This is a genomic window from Actinomycetes bacterium, from assembly GCA_036000965.1.
In the GTDB taxonomy this organism is placed as follows: domain Bacteria; phylum Actinomycetota; class CALGFH01; order CALGFH01; family CALGFH01; genus DASYUT01.
The window spans coordinates 1-23,020 of record DASYUT010000107.1; the positions used below are offsets into that span (position 1 = coordinate 1).

The following is a 23,020-nucleotide window of genomic DNA, read 5'->3' on the forward strand; positions in this document are numbered from 1 at the left end:
GCTCATCCGGACCTATCAGGGCCAGTTCGTCCCCGGCCTGCTGCAGACCGAGGACTACATGCGCGCGGTCATGCGGGGCGCGCAGCTGGACGACTCGCCAGAGGAGCTGGAACGGCGGGTCAGGCTGCGGCTGACCCGCCAGCGGCTGCTCGCCCAGGACGACGGGCCGCGGTTCTGGGCGGTGGTGGACGAGGCGGCGCTGCGCCGGCCGGTCGGCGGCCGGAAGGTGATGCGTGTCCAGCTCGAGCGGCTGGTCGAGGCCACGAAGCTGCCGAACGTGGTCTTGCAGGTCCTGCCGTTCAGTGCCGGCGCGCATCCGGCCATGGTCGGGGCGTTCAGCATCCTGCGGTTCCCCGACGAGGAGCTGCCGGACGTCGTCTACGTCGAGCATCTGACGAGTGCTCTGTACCTGGACAAGCATGATGACGTCGACCAGTACCTGCATGTCATGGAGAGCATCTGCGCCCGTGGTGCGGCTCCTGACAAGACCGCGGCGATCCTCGGCGCGATCCTGAACGAGGAGTGACGGGGCGCGAGACCTCGAGGACCCGGCGGGCATCGTCGCGCAGCTGCTCGCGCCGGCGGGGAACGTCAGCCACCCTGGGTCCGGGCGGGTGGTCGGCAGGGGGCGCCCGGAGCGCGGGGGTGCAGCATGTGGATGATCCCGAGGCCTGTTGACGACCGGGGTCTGCGGTCGGGCGCCTGTGGGAGACTGCGGCCATGCACCCGAAGTTCCTCACCCACGACCTCAACCCCGCCCAGCGGGCGGCCGTCGAGGCGACCGCCGGGCCAGTCTGCATCCTGGCCGGGGCCGGCACCGGCAAGACCAGGGTGATCTCGCGGCGGGTGGCCTACGCGATCGCGACCGACGCCGTGCACCCCGGCCACGTCCTCGTCGTCACCTTCACCGAGAAGGCCGCGGGCGAGATGCGGGAGCGACTCGCCGGGCTCGGCTTCCCCGGGGTCCGGGCGGCCACCTTCCACGCCGCAGCGCTCGCCCAGCTCCGGTACTTCTGGCCCCGGGTGTCGGGCAAGGCCCTGCCCGAGGTGCTGGACTCCAAGGCGCCGCTGCTCGCCCCCCTGCAGCGGTCACTACCCGGCGGCTACCGGTTCACCGCCCTCAAGGACCTGGCCGACGAGATCGAGTGGGCCAAGGCCAGGCGGCTCGACCCGGAGGGCTACCAGGGCGCCGTGGAGAGCCTTGGCCGCACCCCGCCGGTGCCAGCCGACCTCATGACCGGCCTGTTCCGCCGCTACGAGCGCGCCAAGCAGCGCGCCGGCCGGATCGACTTCGAGGACATGCTCGCGTTCACGCTGGAGGCGATCGGGACCAGGGAGGACGTGGCCGAGGAGATCCGCGGCCGGTACCGCTGGTTCTCGGTCGACGAGTACCAGGACACCAACCCCGTGCAGCAGGCCCTGCTCGAAGCCTGGCTGGGCGACCGCGACGACCTGGCCGTGGTCGGCGACGAGGACCAGACCATCTACACCTTCACCGGCGCGTCCAGCGAGTACCTGACCGGCTTCGTCCGCCGCCATCCCGGCACGCACGTGGTCCGCCTGGAGGAGAACTACCGCTCCACGCCCGAGGTGCTCGCCATGGCCAACCGGCTGCTCGCCCGGTCCGGCCGCGCGCAGGCCAAGCGGCTGGTCGCGACCCGGCCATCCGGGCCGGGCCCGAGCGTACAGGCCTTCGAGTCGGCCGAGGCCGAGGCCAAGGCCCTGGCCGCCGAAGCGGGCCGGCTCGTCGACCTGGGCGTCCCCGCCGACGAGATCGCCGTGCTGGTCCGCACCAACGCGCAGATCCCGCCGCTCGAGGAGGCGCTGAGCGGAGCCGGCATCCGCTACCAGGTCCGGGGCGAGCTGTTCTTCCGCCGTCCGGAGGTCCGCGGCGCCCTCGCCGTGCTGCGGTCCCGGTCCGCCCGCGCGGCCGGCGGTGGGCTGGTCGACGCCCTCGAGGCGATCTGGTTCGAGCGGCTGGACTTCCGGCGCGACCAGGAACCCGACGGCGAGGAGGCTCGCCAGCGCCACGCCTCGCTGGTCTCGCTGCTCGGGCTCGCCGAGCGGCTCGAGGCCCGCGACGAGCGGGCCGACCTGGCCGCCTTCCTGGCCGAGGTTGCGAGCAGGGCGGCCGACGAGAGCGACGGCGTCGGCGGGGGGGTGAACCTGCTCACCTACCACCGGGCCAAGGGCCTCGAGTTCGACGCCGTGCTCCTGCCCGCTCTCGAAGAGGGCACGCTGCCCATCCGCCAGGCCAGCACACCCGACGAGGTGGCCGAGGAGCGCCGCCTCCTCTATGTCGGGCTGACCCGGGCCCGGGTGCACCTGTGGCTCGCCTGGTCGGCCCGGCGCGCGGGCCCCTCGGGGCGGGAGCAGCCCCGGCGCCCGTCCCGCTTTCTGGACGACCTCGTCCCTCCGGGCGGAACGCGCGTCCGGCCCCGGGCGGTCGCGGCCGGCATCGCCCGGGGATCGGGGAGCAGCGCGCGGGGATCGGGGAGCAGCGCGCGGGCCGGCTCGCCGCTCACCGAGAAGCTCCGCGCCTGGCGCCGCGAGCGAGCCAAGTCCGACGACGTACCTGCCTACGTCGTGTTCAACGACCGGACCCTGGAAGCGCTGGCCGAGCGCCGGCCCCGCAGCCGAGGCGAGCTGCTCGCCGTCGAGGGCATCGGACCGGCCAAGCTCGACCGCTACGGCGACGACCTCCTCGCCCTCCTCGGCGCCGACGACTGACCGTACCTGGCTCCTGGTTCTGTGACACCTGCGGCGTGGGGGAGGTCCTCGCCCTCCTCGCCGTCGATGACCTCGCCCAGGTTGCGGGGCGGGATGTTGGTGGCAATGCCGACCGCGATGCCGGCCGGGCCGTTGGCGAGCAGGTTCGGGAAGCGCGCCGGGAGGGGAGGCGGCTCGCCTGTGTCGTGGCCCCGCCCGACCCCGGTGTCAGCCGAACCGGGAAAGCCCGAGGCCGGCCACCTCGTCGGGGCGCTGGCCGGTCACGATCCAGGTGGCGAGCGCGCGGCCGGCGGCCGGTGCGAGCAGGATCCCGGTCCCGCCGTGGCCGGCGCTCACCCATGCGTTGTCGGTCCCGGGCACCCGGTCGAGCACCGGCTGGCCGTCGGAGGTCGCCGGCCTGAAGCAGCACCACCGGTGGGTCAGGCGCACCCCTTGCGCTGCGGGCAGGAGCTCGCCCAGCCGGCGCCGGATGCGCTCGACCACCTCGGGGCGGACCGCCGACGACAGGTCGCCCTCGTCCCGGGTGCCACCGGCGAGCAGGCCTCCACCGGGCACGGGCCCGACGCCCAAGCCGGGCAGGTGCACGCCGCCGCGTAGCCGGCATGCAAGCGGCCTGGTGGCGACCAGGTGGCCCTTGACCAGCCGCTGCGGGATGCGCACCCAGGGCAGGGGGGCCAGCCCGGTCGCGAAGACCACTACCCCCGGATGCAGCTCGCCCGCGGTGGTGTGCACCGTGGCGATGCGGCCCCCGGTCGTCGCGGCGCCCGTCATCGCGACCCCGGTCGCCACGCTGCCGGCCCGGCGGGCCAGGACGGCGGCCAGGCGGAGCGGGTGCACCTGGGCCTGGTCGACGGTGAGCAGGCCAGGCCCGGACACCGGGGCGAGGGCGGGCTCCAGCTCGGCCACTTGGCGGCCGTCGAGCAGCTCGACCCCGGGCCACGGTCGCAGCCCGGCCGGCGGCCGGTCGGGCAGGAGCAGCCGGGGCGCCCACCTCAGCCCCAGGGCGCCATCCCACTCCTGGTCGAGCCGGCGGTGCAGCGCCAGGCTGGAGCGGGCCAGCGTCACGAACGAGGGCGGGTCGGTGAGCTGGTGCAGCTCAGGGGCGAGCACGCCGGCGGCGCCTCCGGAGGCGGCCCCGGCCAGCCGGCCGGCCTCCACCACCAGCACGCTGCCAAGCTCCGCCCGGCGGCAGAACACCGCCGTGGCCAGGCCTGCGACGCCGCCCCCGACCACCAGGACGTCGGGCCGGCGGTTGAGGTCGGTCGGCACACCCGGGTCGAGCGCGGCCCGGTCGGCCGGGTCGAGGGCGGCAGCCCACAGCGTCGCCTGCCCGCTCCCCGGGCCACCGGACCGCTGCGCCCCTTCCACGCCATCCATCATGCCGAGGGCCCGCGCTGTGGTCGATCCGGGGCGGGTCGGCGAGAATCGACGCATGCCACGACAGGCGGTCATCCGGACTACCTGCCGGCGCTAGGCGCCAGCCCGGTCCGGGCCGGCGCCTAGCAGCGCGGCCGCGGCCGGCTCCGTGTAGTGCACGCCGGCCAGCCGGTCCCCGTCGAACACCAGCGTCGTCACGCTGCCGAGAGAGCATTCCCTCCGGTTCGGCCAGTGCGTCAGCGAGCGCCGCTCGAACGCCAGCCGGCAGACCCAGATCGGCGCCTGGTGGGACACGAGCACCACCTGGCCGCTCGCGAACCGCCCGCGGACCGCCCCGACCACCTGCTGCATCCTCGTGGCCAGGTCGATGTTGCGCTCCCCCCACGACGGTCCGCTCGGGTCACGCAGCTTCCACCACATCGCCGGATGCCGCAGCAGGTACCAGAGGACGTTGCCGGCGGCACCCTCGAACACGTTGCCCGCCTCGATGAGCCGGATGTCCGTCTCGACCTTGATCCCGTGCGCCGCCGCGATGGGCCTGGCGGTCTGCTGGGCCCGCTCGAGCGGGCTGGACATCACACCAGCCAGTGGCACCGCGGCGAAGTGCCGGGCGAGCAGGTCCGCCTGCGTGCGACCGCGGTCCGACAGGTTGAAGCCGGGCAGGCGCCCGTACAGCACCCGTTTCGGGTTCAGCACCTGCCCGTGACGGACCAGGTGGACGGAGGTCTCGGACACGCGGGCATCCTCGCTGGGACGGACGGGACGGGTCGGGCCGGCGCGCCCGCATCGTAGCAGCGCCCGAACGCCACGCCGCCCGCTCGGGCGTCCATGCGTCCTGCTCGAGGCGCGCGAGGCTCGTCCCCCTCGTCTGCTGGCAGCGACGGTCACCAGCCACAGCGGCAAGGGCGCTGTGGCTGCCCGCCCGGCGCTGCCAACCCCGGGGCTGTGGACGACGCCAGGCAGGGGCCGGCCGGGTGCGGCAGCATCCGGGCGGAGCGTGAGAGGAGGCATCATGGCCCGCTGCCGGGTGCACCTGTACTTCCCGCCTGGGTGGGAACTGGGCGAGGGGACCGTGGTCGGCCCGGACGCGGTGCGGGCGCTCGGGGAGGCGGTCCGGTCCAGCTGCCGTCACGCCGCCGACGCGCTTGCGACCCTCACCGCGCTCGGCTGGTCGTGCCGGCTCGCCCGCTACGAGGTCGTCGCCGTGAAGGACTGCGACCGGTCCGCCGCCATGCTGGACTTCCTGCGCTCGGGCCTGGACCCGGTCGCGCTCGCCCTCGACGCGGCCGAGCCCGCACCCGTCGAGCCCCAGCCTCGTGGCTCGTGAGCCGCGGAAGGGTGGCGGCTGCGGGCCGGAGCCGGCTGGGGGCGGCCGTGTGCGCGGGCCGGAGGCGTTCAGGAAGGTCGGGGGTGGCGTGGGGGTGGACCCAGGTTGCTGCCAGGGGGAGCAAGAACGAGCCCAGGTGGGCCCGCCAATATCGGCCGCCGATGGCCGGGGGTCCGGCTCGCGTCGAGCCGGTGCCGCAGCCGGTGCCGGAGCGTCAGTTCTTGAACGCGTCCGGGGAGTAGTTCCAGGGCTGCCCGCGGTCGATCTGGAAGCGGTGCCCGGTGTCGGGGTCGCGGTCGATGCCGACGACCTGGTGGCACTTCGGGCACTCCCAGCGCTCGAACCCTAAGGCCGAGCCCTGGAGGAACATGCGCGAGCCGCACTTGTCGCACACCTCGCGTTGCAGGGTGCTTGTCGTACCGGTATCGCCAGGGAAGTCGGTGCCCATGTCGTCGTCTCCTCGCTCACCCCGGTCAGCGCCGGGACGCAACACCAGCATGGCCCAAGTTCCGTCATCTTGCACCTGTTGAAGCGCAACTTCCGCATACCGATCTCGTATAGCTGCCTCGTCCAAGCGCATAACCAGGAGTTCCTGCTAGGTGGTGCCAAGGGGATGACTCGGGTGCCGACGGCTGAAACCCGTTCCGGGCGCCGCTGCCCACCCCGCCCTTCCGGGCCGGTCAGCGGGTGGGCCGGTCAGCGAGTGGGCCGGGCCGGCTGCGGGTGCCGTAGGATGCGAGCATGACACGGCTGGGCGAGGACGTCGGGCTGGACCGCATCGTGCTGTCCGGGGGCCCGCTCTCGGTTGCCGACGTGGTGGCGGTGGCCCGTGAGCAGGTGCCGGTGGAGCTGGGCGAGGACGGGCGGGCGCGGATGGCGCCGGCCCGGGACGTGGTCGAGCGGGCGGTGGCCGAGGGCCGGCGGGTGTACGGGGTGTCGACAGGGTTCGGCCTGCTCGCCAACACCGCGGTCGCTCCAGGCGACCTCGAGGAGCTGCAGCGCAGGATCGTGCTGTCTCACGCGACCGGCACCGGCGACCCGCTCGACGTCGAGGTGGTGCGGGCCATGCAGCTCCTGCGGGCCCGGACCCTGACTCAGGGGTTCTCGGGGGTCAGGCCCGTGATCGTCGAGGCGCTGCTGGCGCTGCTGGCGGCGGGGGTGACCCCGGTGATCCCTGAGCACGGGTCGGTGGGGGCGTCGGGTGACCTGGCGCAGCTCGCGCACCTGGCGCTGCCGCTGCTCGGCGAGGGCGAGGTGCTGGTGGACGGCGCCCGGATGCCGGCTGCCGAGGGGTTGCGCCGGGCCGGGCTTGCCCCGCTGGCGCTCTCCTACAAGGAAGGGCTGTCGCTGGTCAACGGGACCGAGGGGATGCTCGCGCTGGCCTGCCTGGCCGTGGCCGACGCCGAGGCGCTGGCCGCGATGGCGGACGTGGCCTGCGCGATGTCGATCGAGGGGCTTCTCGGCACGGACCGGCCGTTCCAGGCCCGGGTGCACGAGCTGCGCCCACACCCGGGGCAGCGGGACAGCGCGGCGAACCTGCGCCGGCTGCTGGGCGGCTCGCCCATCCTGGCCAGCCACCGGCACTCCGACCATGCCATCCAGGACGCGTACTCGCTGCGGTGCGCCCCGCAGGTGCACGGGGCGTGCCGGGACGTGATCGCGTTCGCGCGGGGGGTGGTGGAGCGGGAGCTCGCCTCGGTGACCGACAACCCGGTGGTCTTCGCGGACTCGGGCGACGTGGTCAGCGTCGGCAACTTCCACGGCGAGCCGCTCGCGTTCGTGCTCGACTTCCTGGCCATCGCGCTGGCGGAGCTGGCCGACATCTCGGAGCGGCGGGTGGACCGGCTGCTCGACCCGGCCCTGAACCACGGGTTGCCTGCGTTCCTGACCAGCGACCCGGGGCTGAACTCGGGGCTGATGCTGACCCAGTACACGGCGGCCGCACTGGTGAGTGACTGCAAGGTGCTGGCCCACCCGGCGTCGGTGGACTCGATCCCGACCTCGGGCAACCAGGAGGACCACGTGTCGATGGGGTGGACCGCGGGGCTGAAGCTGCGCCGCGTGGTCGCCAACGTGCGCCGCACAGTCGCGATCGAGGCGCTCTGCGCGGCCCAGGCGATCGACCTGCGGGTCGGGCAGGCGAAGGACGAGGGCGAGTCGCTGGCACCCGGGCCGGCGGTGGGCGCCGTGCTCGAGAGGCTGCGGCAGGAGGTGCCCGTCCTGGGCTCCGACCGCTACCTCGCTCCCGACCTGGCCGCCGTCGAGGGCCAGGTCGCCTCGGGGGTGCTGGTGGACGCGGCTGAGCGGGTGGTCGGGCCGTTGCGCTGACCCGCGGCGGGGAAGTGGAGAAGGGAGCGGACCGTCATGGAGGGTGCGAGGCGGGTGCGCGCGCCGAGAGGTCCGGAGCTGAGCTGCCTCGGCTGGCAGCAGGAGGCCGCGCTGCGGATGCTCTGCAACAACCTGGACCCGGAGGTGGCGGAGCGTCCCGACGACCTGGTTGTCTACGGGGGCACGGGACGGGCGGCGCGGGACTGGCCGTCGTTCGACCGGATCGTCGCGGTGTTGCGCCGGCTGCGGGACGACGAGACGCTGCTAGTGCAGTCGGGCAAGCCGGTGGGGGTGTTCCAGACCCACTCGTTCGCGCCCCGGGTGCTGATCGCCAACTCCCTGCTGGTGCCGGCCTGGGCCACCTGGGAGGAGTTCCGGAAGCTGGAGGCGGCCGGCCTGACGATGTACGGGCAGATGACGGCCGGGTCGTGGATCTACATCGGCACCCAGGGGATCCTGCAGGGCACCTACGAGACGTTCGCGGCGCTGGCGGCGGCCAGGGGCTGGCCGAGCCTGGCCGGGAGGGTCGTGCTCACCGCCGGCCTGGGCGGGATGGGCGGGGCGCAGCCGCTCGCGGTGACGATGAACGAGGGCGTGGCGCTCTGCGTGGAGGTCGACCCGGAGCGGATCGAGCGCCGGCTGGCCACCGGGTACCTCGACGAGCGGGCCGACGACCTGCGGGACGCGGTCCAGCGGGTGGAGGCGGCGGCCCGGGAGGGCCGGGCGGTGTCGGTCGGGCTGGCCGGCAACGCGGCCGACGTGCTTCCGGAGCTGCTCGCGGGCGGGTTCCGGCCGGACGTGGTGACCGACCAGACCTCGGCCCACGACCCGCTCGAGGGGTACGTGCCGAGCGGGGTCGACCCGGGTGACGCGCCCGCGGCCAGGCGGGACGACCCGGACGGTTACGTGAAGCAGGCCCGGGAGTCGATGGCCGCCCACTGCCAGGCGATGGTGGGGTTCATGCGGGCGGGCGCCGAGGTGTTCGACTACGGCAACAACCTGCGCGGGGAGGCGCGAGCGGCCGGGTTCACGGACGCCTTCGCGTACCCGGGGTTCGTGCCCGCCTACATCCGGCCGTTGTTCTGCGAAGGCAAGGGCCCGTTCCGCTGGGCCGCGCTCTCGGGCGACCCGGCCGACATCGCCCGGACCGACCAGGCGGTGCTGGAGCTGTTCGGCGGCGACGAGCACCTGGCCCGCTGGCTGCGCATGGCCCAGGAGCGGGTCCACTTCCAGGGGCTGCCGGCCCGGATCTGCTGGCTCGGGTACGGCGAGCGGCACCAGGCCGGGCTGGCCTTCAACGAGCTGGTCGCCCGGGGGGAGCTGCGGGCGCCGGTCGTGATCGGCCGCGACCACCTCGACTCGGGGTCGGTCGCCTCCCCGTACCGGGAGACCGAGTCGATGGCCGACGGCTCGGACGCGATCGCGGACTGGCCGATCCTCAACGCGCTGCTGAACACCGCCTCCGGGGCGTCGTGGGTGAGCGTCCACCACGGCGGCGGCGTCGGGATCGGGCGCTCCATCCACGCTGGCGTGGTGGTCGTGGCCGACGGCAGCCAGGAGGGGGCGCGCCGGGTCGAGCTGGTCCTCACCAACGACCCAGGCACCGGGGTGATGCGCCACGCCGACGCCGGCTACGACGCCGCGGTCCACGTGGCCCGCGAGCGCGGACTCGACCTGCCCATGGTCACCGGGGCCGGCGATGCCGGGGCCGGCGACGCCGTGGCCCCGCACGGGAAGCATGGGAACCCAGGGGGGGTGGGCGCGGCCACGTGACCGGGGTTGTCGACTTCCTGCTCACCGGGGCGGGGCAGCTGGTCACAGCAGATCCCGGGCTCGGGGCCGGCCCGCTCGGGCTGGTGGAGCGGGGCGCGGTCGCGGCCAGCAAGGGGACCGTGCTGTGGGCCGGTCCCGAGCGCGACCTGCCCGACCTGCCGCTCGACAAGCGGCGCACGGTCCGCCTGGACGCCGAGGGGATGGCGGTGGTGCCCGGCTTCGTGGACGCCCACACCCACCTGGTGTTCGCGGGCGACCGGGCCGACGAGTTCGCCGCCCGGCTGCGCGGTGTCGGCTACGAGCAGGCGCTGGCGGCCGGTGGTGGCATCAACCGGACGGTACGGGAGACCCGGGCGGCATCCGGCGCGGAGCTCGAGGCGGCCACGGCCGGCCGCCTGGTCCGGGCCGCGCTGCACGGCACGACCACGCTCGAGGCGAAGTCCGGGTATGGCCTGACCGTGGCCGACGAGCGGCGCTCGCTCGAGGTGCTCGCCAGCCTGGCCGCGCGCACCCGGGTCGAGGTGGTGCCGACGTTCCTCGGCGCCCACCTGATCCCGGCCGAGTTCGCCGCCGACCGGGCCGGCTACCTGGACCTGCTGGAGCACGAGATGCTGCCAGCCTGCGCGCCGCTGGCCGAGTTCGTGGACGCCTTCTGCGACCGCGGGGCGCTCACGGTGGAGGAGTCCAGGCGGGTGCTGGAGGCGGGGCGGCGCGCCGGCCTCGCGCCGAAGCTGCACGCCAACGAGCTCGGCTCGACCGGCGGGGCGGCGCTCGCGGCCGAGCAGGGATGCGTCTCCGCCGACCATCTGCTCTACCTCGAGCCGGAGGAGGCGCGGGCCCTGGCGGCAGCCGGCACGGTCGCGGTGCTGCTGCCTGGCACGAGCTTCCTGCTGCGCACGGGGCGCTCGGCCCCGGCCGGGGTGCTGCGGGACGCCGGAGTGACGCTGGCGCTCGGCACCGACTGCAACCCGGGGACCTGCTACTGCGAGTCGATGCAGCTCATGGTCGCGCTGGCCTGCGTGCACGGGGGGCTGACACCGGAGGAGGCGCTGCTGGCGGCCACCGACGGCGCGGCCCGGGCGCTGGGGCGGGGCGGCCGGGCCGGGCGGCTCGCGCCCGGGTCAGCCTGCGACCTGGTGGTGCTCGAGGGCCGCTCCTACCTGGACCTGGCCTACCACCTCGGCGTGAACCTGGCCCGGGTGGTGGTCAAGGCGGGCACGGTGATCGCTCGCTCCGGTGTGGACACGGGCATCCTGGCCGCGGACGTGGAGGGGAGCCTCCTCCATGGGCGCTGACAGGCTCGTCGAGAGCGTCCCGAACTTCTCGGAGGGGCGCCGCCCGGAGGTGGTCGACGAGATCGTCGACGCGTTCGCCAGGGCTCATCCGGACGTGCTCGTGCTCGACCGCTCGTCCGACCCCGACCACAACCGCTCGGTGCTGACCCTGGCCGGGCCGGGGGAGGCCTTGGTCGAGGCGGCCGTGGCCGGGGCGGCCGCCTGCGCCCGCCTGATCGACCTGACCAGGCAGACCGGCGCCCACCCGCGCATGGGCGCGCTCGACGTGCTGCCGTTCGTCCCGCTCGGCCAGGTCGCCCTGGCCGACTGCGTGGTCCTGGCCGAGGCGGCCGGCCGGCGGCTGGCCGCTGAGGTCGGCATCCCGGCCTACCTCTACGGTGCAGCGGCCCGCCCGGAAAGGCCGCACCGGGCCAGCTTGCCGGAGGTCCGCGGCCGGGGCTTCGAGGAGCTGCTGCGGACCGCGGCGGCCGACCCGGCCCGGGCGCCCGACTTCGGCGGCCCCGCCCCGCACCCGACGGCCGGTGCCAGCGCGGTCGGGGTCCGGTCCTTCCTGGTCGCCTACAACGTCGACCTTGCCACCGACGACCTGGCCCTGGCCCGGCGCATCGCCGCCGCCGTGCGGGCGCGCGACGGCGGCCTGCCCGCGGTGCGGGCGCTGGGGTTCGCGCTCCCAGGCCGCGGCATGGTCCAGGTCTCGATGAACCTGCTGGACTTCCGGGTGACTCCGCCGGCGGCCGCGTTCGCGGCCGTCGCGCGGCTCGCCGAGCATGCCGGCGTGCGGGTGGCCGGCTCCGAGCTGGTCGGCCTGGCGCCCGAGGCCGCGTTCGAAGGTACCGACCCGGCCACCCTGAAGCTGCTCGACTTCTCCCCGGACCGGCTCGTCGAGGAGCGGATCAGGAAGGCCCTGGCCGAGCGCGGCACGACCAGAGGTGCGTGGTGAGCGCGAAGCCCAGGCTCGGCGAGCATCCCTGGCTCGAGGCATATGCCGTGCCGACTGCGGTACCGGGCGGTGGTAGCGCGGCCGCGGTCGCCGGGGCGCTCGGCTGCGCCCTGCTCGCGATGGCGGCCCGGATCGGGGCCCGCAAGGCGGAGCAGGAGCGCGCCGGTGCCCTGGGCCGCCTGGCTGCCGAGGCCGACGCGCTGCGGGCCGAGTTCCTGGTCAGGGAGGGGGCGGACGCGGACGCCTACGAGCGGCTGGTGGCCACCGCCCGCGCGGCCCGGGCCGCGGGCGGCGACGAGCGGGCGGCCCGGGCGGCCCAGGCGGCCGTGGTGGACGCCTCCCTCGTCCCGCTCGGCACGGCCGAGCTGGCCTGCCGCAGCCTGGATCTGGCCGCCGAGCTGGCCGGCCGGGGCCTGGCCAGGACCGCCAGCGACCAGCTCACCGCCGTGCACCTGCTGCTCGCGGCGCTCGAGGGCGGCCTTGCCACGGTGACGGTCAACCTGGCCAGGCTGGTCGATGCCGGCGTGCGCGAAGGGTTGGCCGCCCGCAGGGCCGAGCTGGCCGGGGCCCGCCGCGTCGGGCGGGACGCCGCCGCCCTCCTCGAAGCCCTGCTGCGATGACCCGGGACGGAGACGCCGGGACGAGGTCGCCCGGGCGACCGCGCCGGAGATGGGCCTGCTGCGATGACCCGGGACGAGGGGAGACGCCGGGAGCTTCCGGTCGGCGCCGAGGAGGCGGATACTCCGTAGGCGCCGGTGAGCATGGCGGGTGGGTCCGACGGGATGTCGCACGGGAGGGGGCGCCAGTGAGCGAGCAGCCAGGGCCGCACCCGGCGGGGGGCTCTGGACCGGTCCGAACCCGGCCCCTGGCGGGCACGGCGGGCACGGCGGGGGACCCTGGAGCGGTCTGGACCCGGCCGCTGGCGGACCCGGCGGACCCGGCGTCGGCGGACCCGGCGGACCCGGCGGACACGGATGGCGCCGAGGCGTTCCAGCCTGCCGGTGGCCGCCGTTCTGGCAGCGGCGCCTACTGGACCGGGCTGACGGTGCTCGTCGCCGGTCTGGGCGCCACCACGGCCGCCCTCGCCACCCGCGTCACCTCGCTGGTGCAGACCGTGCTGGTGGCGGTCCCGCTGGTGCTCGTCGGCCTGGGCCTCGAGCGGCTCGGCAAGGGGGTGGGGCGGAGCTCGCTGCGCACCGTCGGCGGGCTGCTCGTGGTCCTGGCGCTGGCCGCCCCGGTGGTCCTGTCGCTGTCCCCCCCTGGCGCGGGGACCGACGTCGCCGAGAGCGGGCCGGTCCCCGCTGGCGCCGACCAGGCAGTGCTGCGGGTCTCACTGGGCAGCGGCAGGCTCCGGGTCGGCCCGGGCGCGACCGGCCTGTACGACGCGCAGCTACGCTCGCCCGGCGCGCCGAGCGCCAGCGTGTCGACCAGCGGCAGCACGGCAGTGGTGGACCTCCGCGCGACCGGCCAGCACGGCCTGCTCGCCCGCAACCGGGGCAGCGACTGGTCGGCGAGGCTCTCGACCGGTCTGCCCTGGGAGGTCGAGGTCGACGGGGGCGCGCTCACGACCGACCTCGACCTGCGCGACCTCGACGTGCGGGGTGTCAGGGTCGGTGCCGGCGTCTCCCGCCTGGCCGTCCGCCTCGGCCAGCCAGTCAGGCACGTGCGGGTCGACCTGCGGGTCTCGGCGGGTCTGGTTGACCTCTACGTGCCCAGGACGGCTGGCCTCGAGCTCCGGGTGGACGGTCTGGCCGTCAACAACTTCGCGGCCCAGGCGCTCGAGCGGACCGCGCGTGGCTGGCAGACCCGCAACACGCCCGGCCCGGGTCGCTACCTGGTCGAGGTGCGGGCGTCGACCGGCCGGATCCGCGTGCACCGGGACTGACCAGGTTGCCTGAAGGACTGACCAGGTTGCTGAGGACATGAGGCGGTGATGGGGTTGCTCCCGAGCTCGGCCACTACCGCGGCCAGGGGCGGGTCAGGGTCTGGCGGGCACGACGAGCCGGGGGCCGTCGTGGTCGCCGGCGAGGCACTGATCGACCTCGTGCCAGCGGGCCGCCCCTGGCTGTTCGAGGCGGCCCCGGGCGGCAGCCCGGCCAACGTCGCCGTAGGTCTTGCCCGGCTGGATGTGCCCGTGCGCATGGTCGCCCGCATCGCCGACGACCTCCTCGGCCGTCGCATCCGCGCGCACCTGGCCGACAACGGCGTCGACCTGGCCTTCGCGGCGCGCGCCGAGGAGCCCTCGTCGCTGGCGATCGTGGCGCTCGGCCCTGACGGAGGAGCGGAGTACGACTTCCGGGTCGAGGGCACCGCGGACTGGCAGTGGCGCGACCCCGAGCTCGCGGGCGTCCTCGACGGCCGGGTCGTCGCGCTCCACGCGGGCTCGCTGGCACTCACCATGCAGCCCGGGGCCGACGTCCTGAGCCGGCTGCTCGCGCGGGCCCGGGGGGTGGTGACCGTCTCCTACGACCCGAACTGCCGGCCGCTGCTGATGGGCAGCCCCGACGACGTCCGAGGCCGCATCGAGGGCCTGGTGGCGCTGGCCGACGTGGTCAAGGCCAGCGCCGAGGACCTCAGGTGGCTGCTGCCAGGCCGAGCGCCCGAGGAAGTCGCCGAGGCGTGGCTCGCGAGCGGTCCTGCGATCGTCGCGGTGACCCTCGGTCCCGATGGCGTGGTGGCGGTGGCCCGGCAGGCGGGCGTGGTGCGGCGGCCGGGCCGGCCTGTCGCCGTGGTCGACACCGTGGGCGCGGGCGACGCCTTCACCAGCGGCCTGCTCGCCGGCCTCTACCGCCTCGGCCTGCTCGGCACGGACCGGCGTGGCGACCTCCGCGCCATCGGCACCGGCCCGCTCGCCGAGGTCCTCGACGAGGCGGTCCTGGCCTCCGCGATCACCTGCAGCCGCCGCGGCGCGCACCCGCCCACGGCTGGCGAGCTGCTCACCGGGCTCCCCCGACCCTGAGCCGGGGCCAGCCCGGCCGTTGCTTGCAACTGTTGATCTGATGCTTGCACCAGAGACACACGATCGTTACGTTGGCTGGGCAATATGTGAGCAGCTTCACATGTAGCTCCCGATGACTTCCAAACAAGACGGGCGATGCGATGAGCAAGACAGGCGATGCGATGAGCAAGACGAACGATGCGATGAGCAAGACGAACGATGCGATGAGCAGCCAACCGACGATCGAGACCTACCTGATGGACATGGACGGCGTGCTGGTCCACGAGGAGCGGCTCATCCCCGGCGCCGACCGTTTCGTCGGGCGCCTGCAACACACCGGCCACCGGTTCCTGATCTTGACCAACAACTCCATCTACACCCCCCGCGACCTGGCCGCCCGGCTGGCCACCACCGGCCTGGTCGTCGCCGAGGACGCCATCTGGACCTCGGCGCTGGCCACCGCCCGGTTCCTTCACCAGCAACGCCCCGCCGGCACCGCCTACGTCATCGGCGAGGCCGGCCTGACCACCGCGCTGCACGAGGTCGGCTACACCCTCAGCGAGCGCGACCCCGACTACGTCGTGCTGGGCGAGACCCGCGCCTACAGCCTGGAGGCCATCACCCGCGCGATCCGGCTGATCGACGCCGGGGCCCGCTTCATCGCCACCAACCCCGACCCGACCGGGCCGTCGCCGGCCGGGCCGACCCCGGCCACCGGCGCGGTCGCGGCGCTGATCCAGAAGGCCACCGGGGTCAAGCCGTACTTCGTCGGCAAGCCCAACCCGCTGATGATGCGCGAGGCCTTGCGGGCGATCGACGCCCATTCGGAGTCCACGGTGATGATCGGTGACCGCATGGACACCGACGTGGTGGCCGGGATCGAGGCCGGGCTGCAGACCATCCTGGTGTTGTCGGGCATCACCACCCGAGCAGAGGCCGAGCGCTTCCCCTACCTGCCCTCCCGCATCGTCGACTCCATCGCCGACCTGGTGGAGACGGTCGGCCAGGCGCGGGGAGCGGCCAGCTGGCGTCCGGCCCGCCGGAGCACCCCGGACGGGATGGGCTCGCCAGCACCGGAGCAGCTGCCGACCCGGAGCGCGGAGGCCTCGTAAGCTCGCCCCACCAGCACCGCCTCAGCTGCCGACCCGGACCGCGAGGCCTCGTGGGCTCGCCCCACCAGGCAGCCGGCGGTGCGGCACGCCTGGACTGCCGCCATCGCAACCTCAGGGGCCTGTCGCCGAAGTCGGCGGTGAGCTCGCGGGCGCCAAGCACCCTGGGACTGCCGCCAGCGCAACCTCAGGCGTGCCAGGGACCATCTGGCGGGTCCCGGATCAGGATGACCCGTCAGAAGGTCCTCATGGCGTGATGGTCCTCATCGGCGTGGAGGTCCTCATCGGCGTGGAGGCCCTCATCGGCGTGGAGGCCCTCATGGCGTGGCTGCGTCGGCTTGCGTGGGGTACGCAAAGAATCCGGCCGCAACGGCGACGAGCCTGCTGCGTGCCGGCCCACAACCGATCACCGAGGCTGGGTCTGCGTCCGATCCCCGTGCGGGTCGGGACCGGATGTGGCGTCGGTCTGGTCCTCGGGGAAGGCGTGGTGGAGTACGACACGTTCGTGCGGGACCCGGACGACGAGCCGTCGAGCACGGCAAGCGATGCGGCCTTGCTCGGCGAGTTGCTCGGCGGTACGCCTGCCCGACCCGGCGGAGAGACGCTGCCACACGCCCCGGCCGACCTGGCCGGTGCGCTGCACGAGACGGTCGGCATGGCCGCACGGCTGCTGCGGGCTGACGGTGCCGGGCTGGTGCTGGTCGATGAGACCGGGCGGGGCGCTGGGCGACCGCGACCAGCGTGGGCGCGCTGGCGTTCGGGCAGGCCGAGCGAGACCTGGGCGGCGGCCCGAGCGCCGACGCGCTCGGCCGTGACCGCACGGTCTGGACCCGGGACGTGCGCGCCGACCGTCGCTGGCCCCGGCTCGGGCCGGCCGCGAGCGGCCATGGCGTGCGTGCGGTACTCGCCGCACCGGTCCGGGCTGGCGGGCGGCTGTTCGGCACCTGCGCGGTGGTGGACGAGACGCCGCGCCTGTGGCGGGAGGACGAGGTCCAGACCCTGAGCGCCTTCGCGGCCATGACCGGCCGGCTGCTCGCGGTGGCGGCCGAGGCTGCCCACCAGCGGCGGCTTGCGACGCAGCTGCGGGAGGCCCTGGACAGCCGGACGGTGATCGAGCAGGCCAAGGGCGTCCTGATGGAGCGCAAGGGCCTGGTCCCCTCGCGCGCCTTCCATCTCCTGCGCCAGCTGGCCCGCTCCTCCGGCCGCCGAGTCGTCGACGTCGCCGCCGACGTCATCGCCAACCAACGGCCATAGCCACGCCGTCCGGAGGCCGTAGTGCCAGTGACCTGGTCTGCCTCATTCCCCAGCCGCCCGCGCCAGCAGCTCCCTCTTTCTCGGTGGTCGGCGCCTACATCGCGGCTTCGGCACGGAATGCTCGTTGGTTGAGGTAGCCCGTAGCCGCCGGACGGCGTACTGTCGAGAGGCTCATAGGTTGCCAGCAACCCTACCGAGATCCCGGGCTTCTCGATCGGCTCGGTGGTAGCAGCTGACCTTGTGGCTTCAGAGCCGGACAAGTCGCTGCTACGCAAGGAGGCCGCTATGGCCCTGTTGTCCCAGTCCGCGGTCACGCCTTCGCAGGGGTACGCGATCGTCACCGTGCAGGGCGACATCGATGTCCACACCGCCGACCAGCTGTGGCAGTACCTGAGCTACCTGATGGGCCAGGGCCACCATCACATCGTGCTCGACCTGGCCGGCATGATCTTGATCGACTCCGCAGGCGTCGACGCGATCGCCAGGGCGTCTGCGCGGACCCTCCAGGATGGTGGCGACCTCGTGCTGCGGTCTGCCGGCCCGCCGGTGGCGGAGCTGATGGAACTCGCCGGCCTCACCCACGCCCAGACGCACGACCTCCCAGCAGGCGGCTAGAGGAGGGCGCTGAATAACCCGCTGCGACCCAGTCCTCCAATGCGCTGACCTGCGGTTTTACAGTCGGGGAGGCGCCAGATTGGCCCTTGTTCAGTACCCTCCCAGCCGACGATGCGCACCGGCGGCCGCCGCCGTCGTCCAGCACCTGGACCATCGCACGAGGTCCCCGAGCCCAGGGACCACCAGGCCCTGGCAGCGCCTCCTTTCCACAGCAGCCTGGTAAGAGTCAACGGCTGCCGACGACACTGCGGGGCAGCCGGTGTCGCACCCCGGCGTCGTCTGAGCGAGTTGAAGCCCCGCACCATCAGAGTTCCGCCCCGATCCACAAGGCCCGGTGCTGCGGTCAGGAGCAGCAGGCGGGACCTGCTGCGCGAGCAGGGCGGGCGGGGACCGCTGCGCGGGCAGGGTTGGGACGTCTGCGCAGCGGGTATGGCTACCGGCTACCGCGGTCAAGAGATTGCACCGGTACGCCGACCGGGTAGAACAGGCGTGGTAGAGGACCGGGATGATCGTGCAAGGGGGAAGTGTCGATGGTGATCTCTACCAGATATCCGGCTGTCCCGCTGGCTGGTGCTGCGAGCAGGGGGCGGGAGCACCTCACCCGAGCTGATCTCCACCTCGCCGGCCTGTCGGCCACGCCCCTTCCGGGGGCCGACTTCCGCGAGGCGGACCTGCGGGAGGCTCGGCTCCGCGACGCCTGCCTGCACGCCGCCGACTTGCGCGATGCCGACCTTCGCGACGCTGACCTCGAAGCTGCCGACCTGGATGCGGCCGACCTCCGGGGTGCGAACCTGGAAGGCACCGACCTTCGGGGAGCGACGTTCTCGCCAGTAACGGCCTGGCCGGCCGGCTTCGATCCACTGGCGGCGGGAGCGACCCCGACACGTACCGAGCGCCAGCAGGAGTGACACCGGCGTCGCGACTATTGTGGTGGGTAGCAGGCCGTGCAGGAGGACATCTCCCTCCCGGTCGGCTGGTTCCGCCTCCAAGACAGCGGCGGGGCCGAGCCCTACTCGTACCCCATCCTGGGCGTGTGCTGCTCGCCTACCTGCCTCGCGGGGGCCGCCCAGCGGCTACCCTGGCGTCGAGGTCGAGGAGGTCCAACGTGACCGACGAGCGACGCCGCTCCCCGCCGAACATCCCTCTCGGCCAGCGGCCCGTCACCGACGAGGAGTTCCGGCGCAGGCTGGAACGAGAGACCGACCTGTCGCTGCGCGAGGACCCCGAGCGGCGACGGTTCTACCAGTCCGTGGACTTGCCGCGTTCCCGGTCGCCCAGCGATGACCGACCGCCGGCCGCGATACCACACAGCGGCGGCGACGTGCTCACGTGGAACGGGGAGACGCTCACCTTCGTGGAGTGGTCGCGACGGACGGGCATCCGGGTCCAGACGCTGCTCCGCCGGTGTCACAAGGGCTGGTCGGTCGAGCGGGTGCTGACCACGCCGCCAGGCGGAGGAAAGGTGATCACCCCCTCAAATTGAGGTTGGAAAGCATCTGCGCTGGACCACCAGCCTGCGGATGTGGCCGTGCAGGGTTCGGGCTCCGCTGCCCAGCGCTTTGCTGCCCAGAGGCGAAGGGCACCGCCTGGAGGCGGTCAGCGTTCCCGTTCGGCGTGGCCGTGGCTCGTCGTCGCCGAGCGCCTGGGCTGGGCGACATGCCGTGGACGGCATCGCCGACCAGCACCACCACTCGATCCGGCTGGGCCGGCTACAGCGGGGCGGTGAGTTCCAGCGCGACCCCGTCGGGGTCCTTGAACGGCAGCACCGCGATGCCGAACGGCGGCAGGTCGTTGATGCCGCCGTGCTCCACGCCGCGTTCCTCGAAGGCCTGCATCGCCAGCTCCAAGTCGGCCCTGCCGGCCACACCGAAGCTCAGGTGGTCAAGGCCGCAGCGGAACGGGTCGAAGCGGTCGCCGGCCCGCTCGGCGTCCACCGGACGCAGCCCCAGGAGCAGGTCGCCGTTGACCATGACGATGCCGCCCTGCAGCAGGTCCATGGTCAGGTCGTGGTGTGGGTCGTCGGCAGGCGGCGGGGCGTCCATGGCGATCTGGAACCCGAGCAGCTCGGTGTAGAACGCCCGGGACCGCTCGACGTCGGTGACCGTGAGCCGCAGGTGGTGGACCGGGCCGAGGGACAGCGGGACTGCCATCGGAGCGCCTCCTCGTGTCGACAGCGGATCGCGGACCCATCATGAGGGCGATCACCCGCACCAGGGAAGCGCCGCCGAGGGTCGAGCAAGAGGAGCGCCGAGGGTCAGGGCTGGTCATGGCGGTCATTGCCGTCTTTGCTCGCTCTGGTCGTGGACACCGCTGTGTCGGCGGGGTTGACTGTGCACGGCACCTCCATAGGATCCCTATGGGACACGGCCGCTTCGTCCACGTGCACGACCAGGGGGGGTTTGGCATGCGGGTATTCGCGCTGGACAGCTTCGGGAAACCAGGATCGGTGCGGGAGCTGCCCATCCCCGAGCCGGCCGAAGGCCAGGTCCTGGTCCGCGTGCGGGCCGCCGGGGTCAACCCGTTCGACGCCGTGGTCGCCCAGGGCCATGTCAGGGACATGATGGAGCACCGCTTCCCGCTGGTCCCCGGCGTCGACGCGGCTGGGGTGGTCGAGGCCCTCGGCGACGGGGTCGACGGCCTGGCGGTGGGCGACGAGGTGTTCGGCGCCGTCGGCAAGCCGTACCTCGGCGAGGGCACGTACGCGGAGACGACCACCATGTCCGCCGGCGCCATCCGGCGCAAGCCGACCCCGCTCGACTTCGCGCAAGCGGCGGCAGTGCCCCTTGGCGGGGCCACCGCGCTCACACTGCTGGATGCCGTGGCCCTCGGCGCCAGCCAGACCGTGCTCGTCATCGGCGCCTCCGGTGGCGTCGGGAGCTTCCTGGTGCAGCTCGCCGCGCAGCGCGGCGCGCGGGTGGTGGGGGTTTGCAGCGGGCGCAACGTCGCCTATGCGCGCGGACTCGGCGCCGCCGACGTGATCGACTACACCGCGGGTGAGGTTGGCGACGCTGTGCGCTCACGCCATCCCGACGGCATCGACGCCATCGTCGACCTGGTGGGGGACAAGCCGGCCGTGACCGCCCTCAGCGAGCAGCTGCGGCCCGGCGGGCGCGTCGCCTCCGCGGTGGGCGGCGCCGACAAGGAGGAGCTCGCCGAGCGTGGCGTCAGCGCCGCCAACGTCGTGACCTGGTTGACGTCCGAGCAGCTCGCCAGGCTCGCGCGCTGGCTTGAGGACGGCACGCTGCGACTGCCCGAGATCCATGCCTTCCCGTTGGAGAAGGCGGCCGACGCGCTCGCGAAGATCGCCACCAAGCACACCCGCGGCAAGCTCGTGCTCACTGTCTCGTGAGCGTTCGGGAGCGGTGGGAGAGCAGGATTGGCCACATTCGTAGCTGACCCCGAGGTCGGTCGTGAGGACGAATCCACCACGACCGGCACCATCGTGCTCATGCCTCGATGACGCCTCGGTATCCCGACCGACTAGCCTCACACACGCCGCGCGCCGCCTTGCCGGTTGCGCCGCCCGCCGATCCGGTCCGGGTCGGGCCCCTCGGCTCGGCCCCAGAGAGCCCCTTTTCTCCGGATCGTGATCGCCTGTCCTTTGCCTGTCTGCACAGGCCCGGCGGGGAAGCAGGGCGCCGGTTGCAAGACGGTGGAGGATCGTGACGGAACCGCAGCTCAGCGAGGACGTGAGCCGGTGCGCGGCCTCACGGTCTGCCACGGTCCGCCCGTGGGCTTGCCGACCCTCACGGCCGCCGGTTGCTGCCCGTCCGCTGCCCAGCCGAGGCGCCGTTGACGCCATCGCCAAGGAGTCCTGACCAGTCCTGCGTTCTGAGGTGATGTTCACCTGCGTTCAGGTCTTCAACTCCGATCCTCACGGCCTACCGCTTGCGCAGTGGCGGGAGATCGCAAGCCTCACCGCTGATGAGCCCGGTCTCAGCCGCCGCCACGTCGGCGGATTATGAGTCCGTCCACAGCCGTCTACCAGGCCCTGTCGCGTGCTGCTCTCGCAGCTCAGGTCAGGTGTGCCGTCTGGCTGGTGGCGTTCTGTCGTGCGGTGTAGCCCATGGTGGAATGACCAAGGGAATGACCGGCGCCGATCCCCGCGCCTTGGCTCATGAGGCCGAATGAGGCCCGCGCCCGACCGCCAGATCATTCACCGCCAATCGACAAGCCCTGGCGAGCGGGGACCGGAGTTGCGTCTCCTACTTCGACGGTTGGGGCAGCTAGCACTTGACCTTCGGGTTGACACCGACGTAGTTCAACGGGCCGGCGACGATCGTGACCGCGATCGTTCCCAGCTTGGCGCAGTTGACGTTCGAACCGGAGAAGTAATCGCGCTGCGCCGCCGCGACGACGCCGATGACCAGCCAGATGACGACCAGTAGTGACCCGATACGCCGCACCGCCACCTCCCATGCCGGCTACAGATCGCGACGTTGACGACAGGGCGGCCTCCGGCCCCCCGCGTTTCACAAGCTCGGGCACCCAGGTCAGCAACCAGAGCCGCCGGCCCTCGCGTGCTCTCCACAGATGCCCGCTCACAGGCACCTTGCTCGTACGGCACCGTCATCGGGTCAACGGGGTGGCGCGCCTCGGCGCTACCAGTAGTGCCGGCGGCCGCGAACCGGGCGTCCCATCGATCCCAGGATCCACAAGACGGCGCCGATGATCAGCAAGATGATCCCAATCGTCCACAGAATCGCGATCTTGGCGATGAAGCCGATGACGAGCAGGACCAATCCGAGAATGAGCACGCTGCTGCCTCCTCCGGCCCACCTCCACGCGTCGTGCGCCGAGGGACCTGGCCGACCGGACTCTGATCGTTCCCACGCCGCGGTGTCAATCCAACCTGGCCGAGCAGGTGGAGAGACCACCTCACCGCCGCCAGCTCAGCGCGGACCTGCGGCCGGCCACGGCCGAAGCCAGGCGGCAACAGCGACGCCGCCGGCAGCGACTACTGCGAGCCGCCGAAAGCGGCCCAGTGGCCGGCAGCGAACTGCTCGAACGTCCGCGGCTGGCGTCCGATCAGCGTGGCCACCTCGTCAGTGACCCCGGCGGCGTGGCCGGCCGCCATCATCGTGTTGAGCTCGATCAGGCGGTCGACCAGCCAGCCGGGCAGGCCAGCGCCGGCCAGCGCCCGGCGGTAGGCGTCGGGCGGGACGTCGACGTAGCGGACCTGGCGGCCGGTGGCCGCCGACAGCCGCTCGGCCACCTCAGCGCCGGACAGGGCCTCAGGCCCGGTCAGCGCGTACGCCTTGCGCTCGTGGCCGGGGCTGGTGAGCACCCGGGCGGCCACCGCGGCGACGTCGCGGGTGTCGATGTAGCTGGTCC

23 protein-coding genes and 1 pseudogene are annotated in these 23,020 nt (G+C 73.5%); 16 read left to right on the forward strand and 8 right to left on the reverse strand.

Annotated elements, in window-relative coordinates; translation table 11 throughout:
* Both VG276_08205 and VG276_08210 read left to right on the forward strand, forming a co-directional pair.
* On the forward strand, positions 1 to 526 hold a 526-nt coding region (locus VG276_08205; GenBank protein ID HEV8649374.1), incomplete at its 5' end, for a DUF5753 domain-containing protein.
* A 194-nt stretch (positions 527 to 720) separates the two neighbouring features.
* On the forward strand, positions 721 to 2,730 hold the full coding sequence (locus VG276_08210; protein ID HEV8649375.1) for an ATP-dependent DNA helicase UvrD2: 2,010 nt from the start codon (positions 721 to 723) through the stop codon (positions 2,728 to 2,730).
* Here VG276_08210 and VG276_08215 read toward each other — a convergent pair.
* The 3 genes and pseudogenes from VG276_08215 to VG276_08225 form a co-directional block, all read right to left on the reverse strand.
* A pseudogene (locus VG276_08215) lies at positions 2,688 to 2,900 on the reverse strand (DNA gyrase subunit A). The gene VG276_08210 and the pseudogene VG276_08215 sit on opposite strands and share 43 nt — an antisense overlap.
* Before the next feature lie 37 nt (positions 2,901 to 2,937).
* Positions 2,938 to 4,098 carry an FAD-binding oxidoreductase gene (locus VG276_08220; protein HEV8649376.1) on the reverse strand — a complete coding sequence of 387 codons (1,161 nt, stop codon included), beginning with the start codon at positions 4,096 to 4,098 and terminating at the stop codon, positions 2,938 to 2,940.
* A gap of 102 nt (positions 4,099 to 4,200) precedes the next feature.
* Complete coding sequence (locus VG276_08225; protein HEV8649377.1) at positions 4,201 to 4,842, reverse strand: histidine phosphatase family protein; 642 nt, start codon at positions 4,840 to 4,842, stop codon at positions 4,201 to 4,203.
* A 277-nt stretch (positions 4,843 to 5,119) separates the two neighbouring features.
* On the opposite strand from VG276_08225, the gene VG276_08230 reads away from it, so the two are divergent.
* Positions 5,120 to 5,434 (forward strand): hypothetical protein, encoded by a 315-nt coding sequence (locus VG276_08230; protein HEV8649378.1) that lies wholly within the window; start codon positions 5,120 to 5,122, stop codon positions 5,432 to 5,434.
* A 214-nt stretch (positions 5,435 to 5,648) separates the two neighbouring features.
* Here the strand turns inward: VG276_08230 and VG276_08235 are convergent, their stop codons facing one another.
* Positions 5,649 to 5,882 (reverse strand): hypothetical protein, encoded by a 234-nt coding sequence (locus VG276_08235; protein HEV8649379.1) that lies wholly within the window; start codon positions 5,880 to 5,882, stop codon positions 5,649 to 5,651.
* A 293-nt stretch (positions 5,883 to 6,175) separates the two neighbouring features.
* Between VG276_08235 and hutH the strand changes: the two genes are divergently transcribed.
* From hutH to VG276_08295, 12 genes are all read left to right on the forward strand, one after another.
* The gene (gene hutH / locus VG276_08240; GenBank protein HEV8649380.1) at positions 6,176 to 7,762 is read left to right on the forward strand and encodes a histidine ammonia-lyase; all 1,587 of its coding nucleotides are present in this window, start codon (positions 6,176 to 6,178) and stop codon (positions 7,760 to 7,762) included.
* A gap of 36 nt (positions 7,763 to 7,798) precedes the next feature.
* Positions 7,799 to 9,535: a urocanate hydratase gene (gene hutU, locus VG276_08245; GenBank protein HEV8649381.1), complete on the forward strand. Its 1,737-nt coding sequence runs from the start codon at positions 7,799 to 7,801 to the stop codon at positions 9,533 to 9,535.
* Positions 9,532 to 10,830 (forward strand): imidazolonepropionase, encoded by a 1,299-nt coding sequence (gene hutI, locus VG276_08250; GenBank protein HEV8649382.1) that lies wholly within the window; start codon positions 9,532 to 9,534, stop codon positions 10,828 to 10,830. Before hutU ends, hutI begins: the two co-directional genes overlap by 4 nt.
* Positions 10,820 to 11,770 carry a glutamate formimidoyltransferase gene (ftcD, locus tag VG276_08255; protein HEV8649383.1) on the forward strand — a complete coding sequence of 317 codons (951 nt, stop codon included), beginning with the start codon at positions 10,820 to 10,822 and terminating at the stop codon, positions 11,768 to 11,770. Before hutI ends, ftcD begins: the two co-directional genes overlap by 11 nt.
* Positions 11,767 to 12,390 carry a cyclodeaminase/cyclohydrolase family protein gene (locus VG276_08260; protein ID HEV8649384.1) on the forward strand — a complete coding sequence of 208 codons (624 nt, stop codon included), beginning with the start codon at positions 11,767 to 11,769 and terminating at the stop codon, positions 12,388 to 12,390. Before ftcD ends, VG276_08260 begins: the two co-directional genes overlap by 4 nt.
* Positions 12,391 to 12,575: 185 nt before the next feature.
* The gene (locus tag VG276_08265) at positions 12,576 to 13,655 is read left to right on the forward strand and encodes a hypothetical protein (protein HEV8649385.1); all 1,080 of its coding nucleotides are present in this window, start codon (positions 12,576 to 12,578) and stop codon (positions 13,653 to 13,655) included.
* 48 nt (positions 13,656 to 13,703) lie between these two features.
* Positions 13,704 to 14,729, forward strand: coding sequence for a carbohydrate kinase (locus VG276_08270; GenBank protein ID HEV8649386.1), 1,026 nt, complete (start codon positions 13,704 to 13,706; stop codon positions 14,727 to 14,729).
* A gap of 182 nt (positions 14,730 to 14,911) precedes the next feature.
* Positions 14,912 to 15,820, forward strand: coding sequence for an HAD-IIA family hydrolase (locus VG276_08275; GenBank protein ID HEV8649387.1), 909 nt, complete (start codon positions 14,912 to 14,914; stop codon positions 15,818 to 15,820).
* 738 nt (positions 15,821 to 16,558) lie between these two features.
* The gene (locus tag VG276_08280; protein HEV8649388.1) at positions 16,559 to 17,071 is read left to right on the forward strand and encodes a GAF and ANTAR domain-containing protein; all 513 of its coding nucleotides are present in this window, start codon (positions 16,559 to 16,561) and stop codon (positions 17,069 to 17,071) included.
* A 285-nt stretch (positions 17,072 to 17,356) separates the two neighbouring features.
* Positions 17,357 to 17,686: an STAS domain-containing protein gene (locus VG276_08285; protein ID HEV8649389.1), complete on the forward strand. Its 330-nt coding sequence runs from the start codon at positions 17,357 to 17,359 to the stop codon at positions 17,684 to 17,686.
* Between the two features lie 530 nt (positions 17,687 to 18,216).
* On the forward strand, positions 18,217 to 18,594 hold the full coding sequence (locus tag VG276_08290) for a pentapeptide repeat-containing protein (GenBank protein HEV8649390.1): 378 nt from the start codon (positions 18,217 to 18,219) through the stop codon (positions 18,592 to 18,594).
* Between the two features lie 197 nt (positions 18,595 to 18,791).
* Complete coding sequence (locus VG276_08295; GenBank protein ID HEV8649391.1) at positions 18,792 to 19,169, forward strand: hypothetical protein; 378 nt, start codon at positions 18,792 to 18,794, stop codon at positions 19,167 to 19,169.
* 226 nt (positions 19,170 to 19,395) lie between these two features.
* Here VG276_08295 and VG276_08300 read toward each other — a convergent pair whose 3' ends face one another.
* A complete protein-coding gene (locus VG276_08300) occupies positions 19,396 to 19,836 on the reverse strand; it encodes a VOC family protein (protein HEV8649392.1) in 441 nt (146 codons plus the stop codon).
* A gap of 206 nt (positions 19,837 to 20,042) precedes the next feature.
* On the opposite strand from VG276_08300, the gene VG276_08305 reads away from it, so the two are divergent.
* Positions 20,043 to 21,035, forward strand: coding sequence for an NADP-dependent oxidoreductase (locus tag VG276_08305; GenBank protein HEV8649393.1), 993 nt, complete (start codon positions 20,043 to 20,045; stop codon positions 21,033 to 21,035).
* Positions 21,036 to 21,912: 877 nt separating this feature from the next.
* Here the strand turns inward: VG276_08305 and VG276_08310 are convergent.
* The 3 genes from VG276_08310 to VG276_08320 all read right to left on the reverse strand — a co-directional run.
* Entirely contained in the window at positions 21,913 to 22,092 is a 180-nt protein-coding gene (locus VG276_08310) for a hypothetical protein (GenBank protein HEV8649394.1), read from the reverse strand.
* A 195-nt stretch (positions 22,093 to 22,287) separates the two neighbouring features.
* Positions 22,288 to 22,443 carry a DUF6131 family protein gene (locus VG276_08315; protein ID HEV8649395.1) on the reverse strand — a complete coding sequence of 52 codons (156 nt, stop codon included), beginning with the start codon at positions 22,441 to 22,443 and terminating at the stop codon, positions 22,288 to 22,290.
* Positions 22,444 to 22,643: 200 nt separating this feature from the next.
* Positions 22,644 to 23,020, reverse strand: a 377-nt coding sequence (locus VG276_08320) for an SDR family NAD(P)-dependent oxidoreductase (GenBank protein ID HEV8649396.1), incomplete at its 5' end; no start/stop codon positions are given.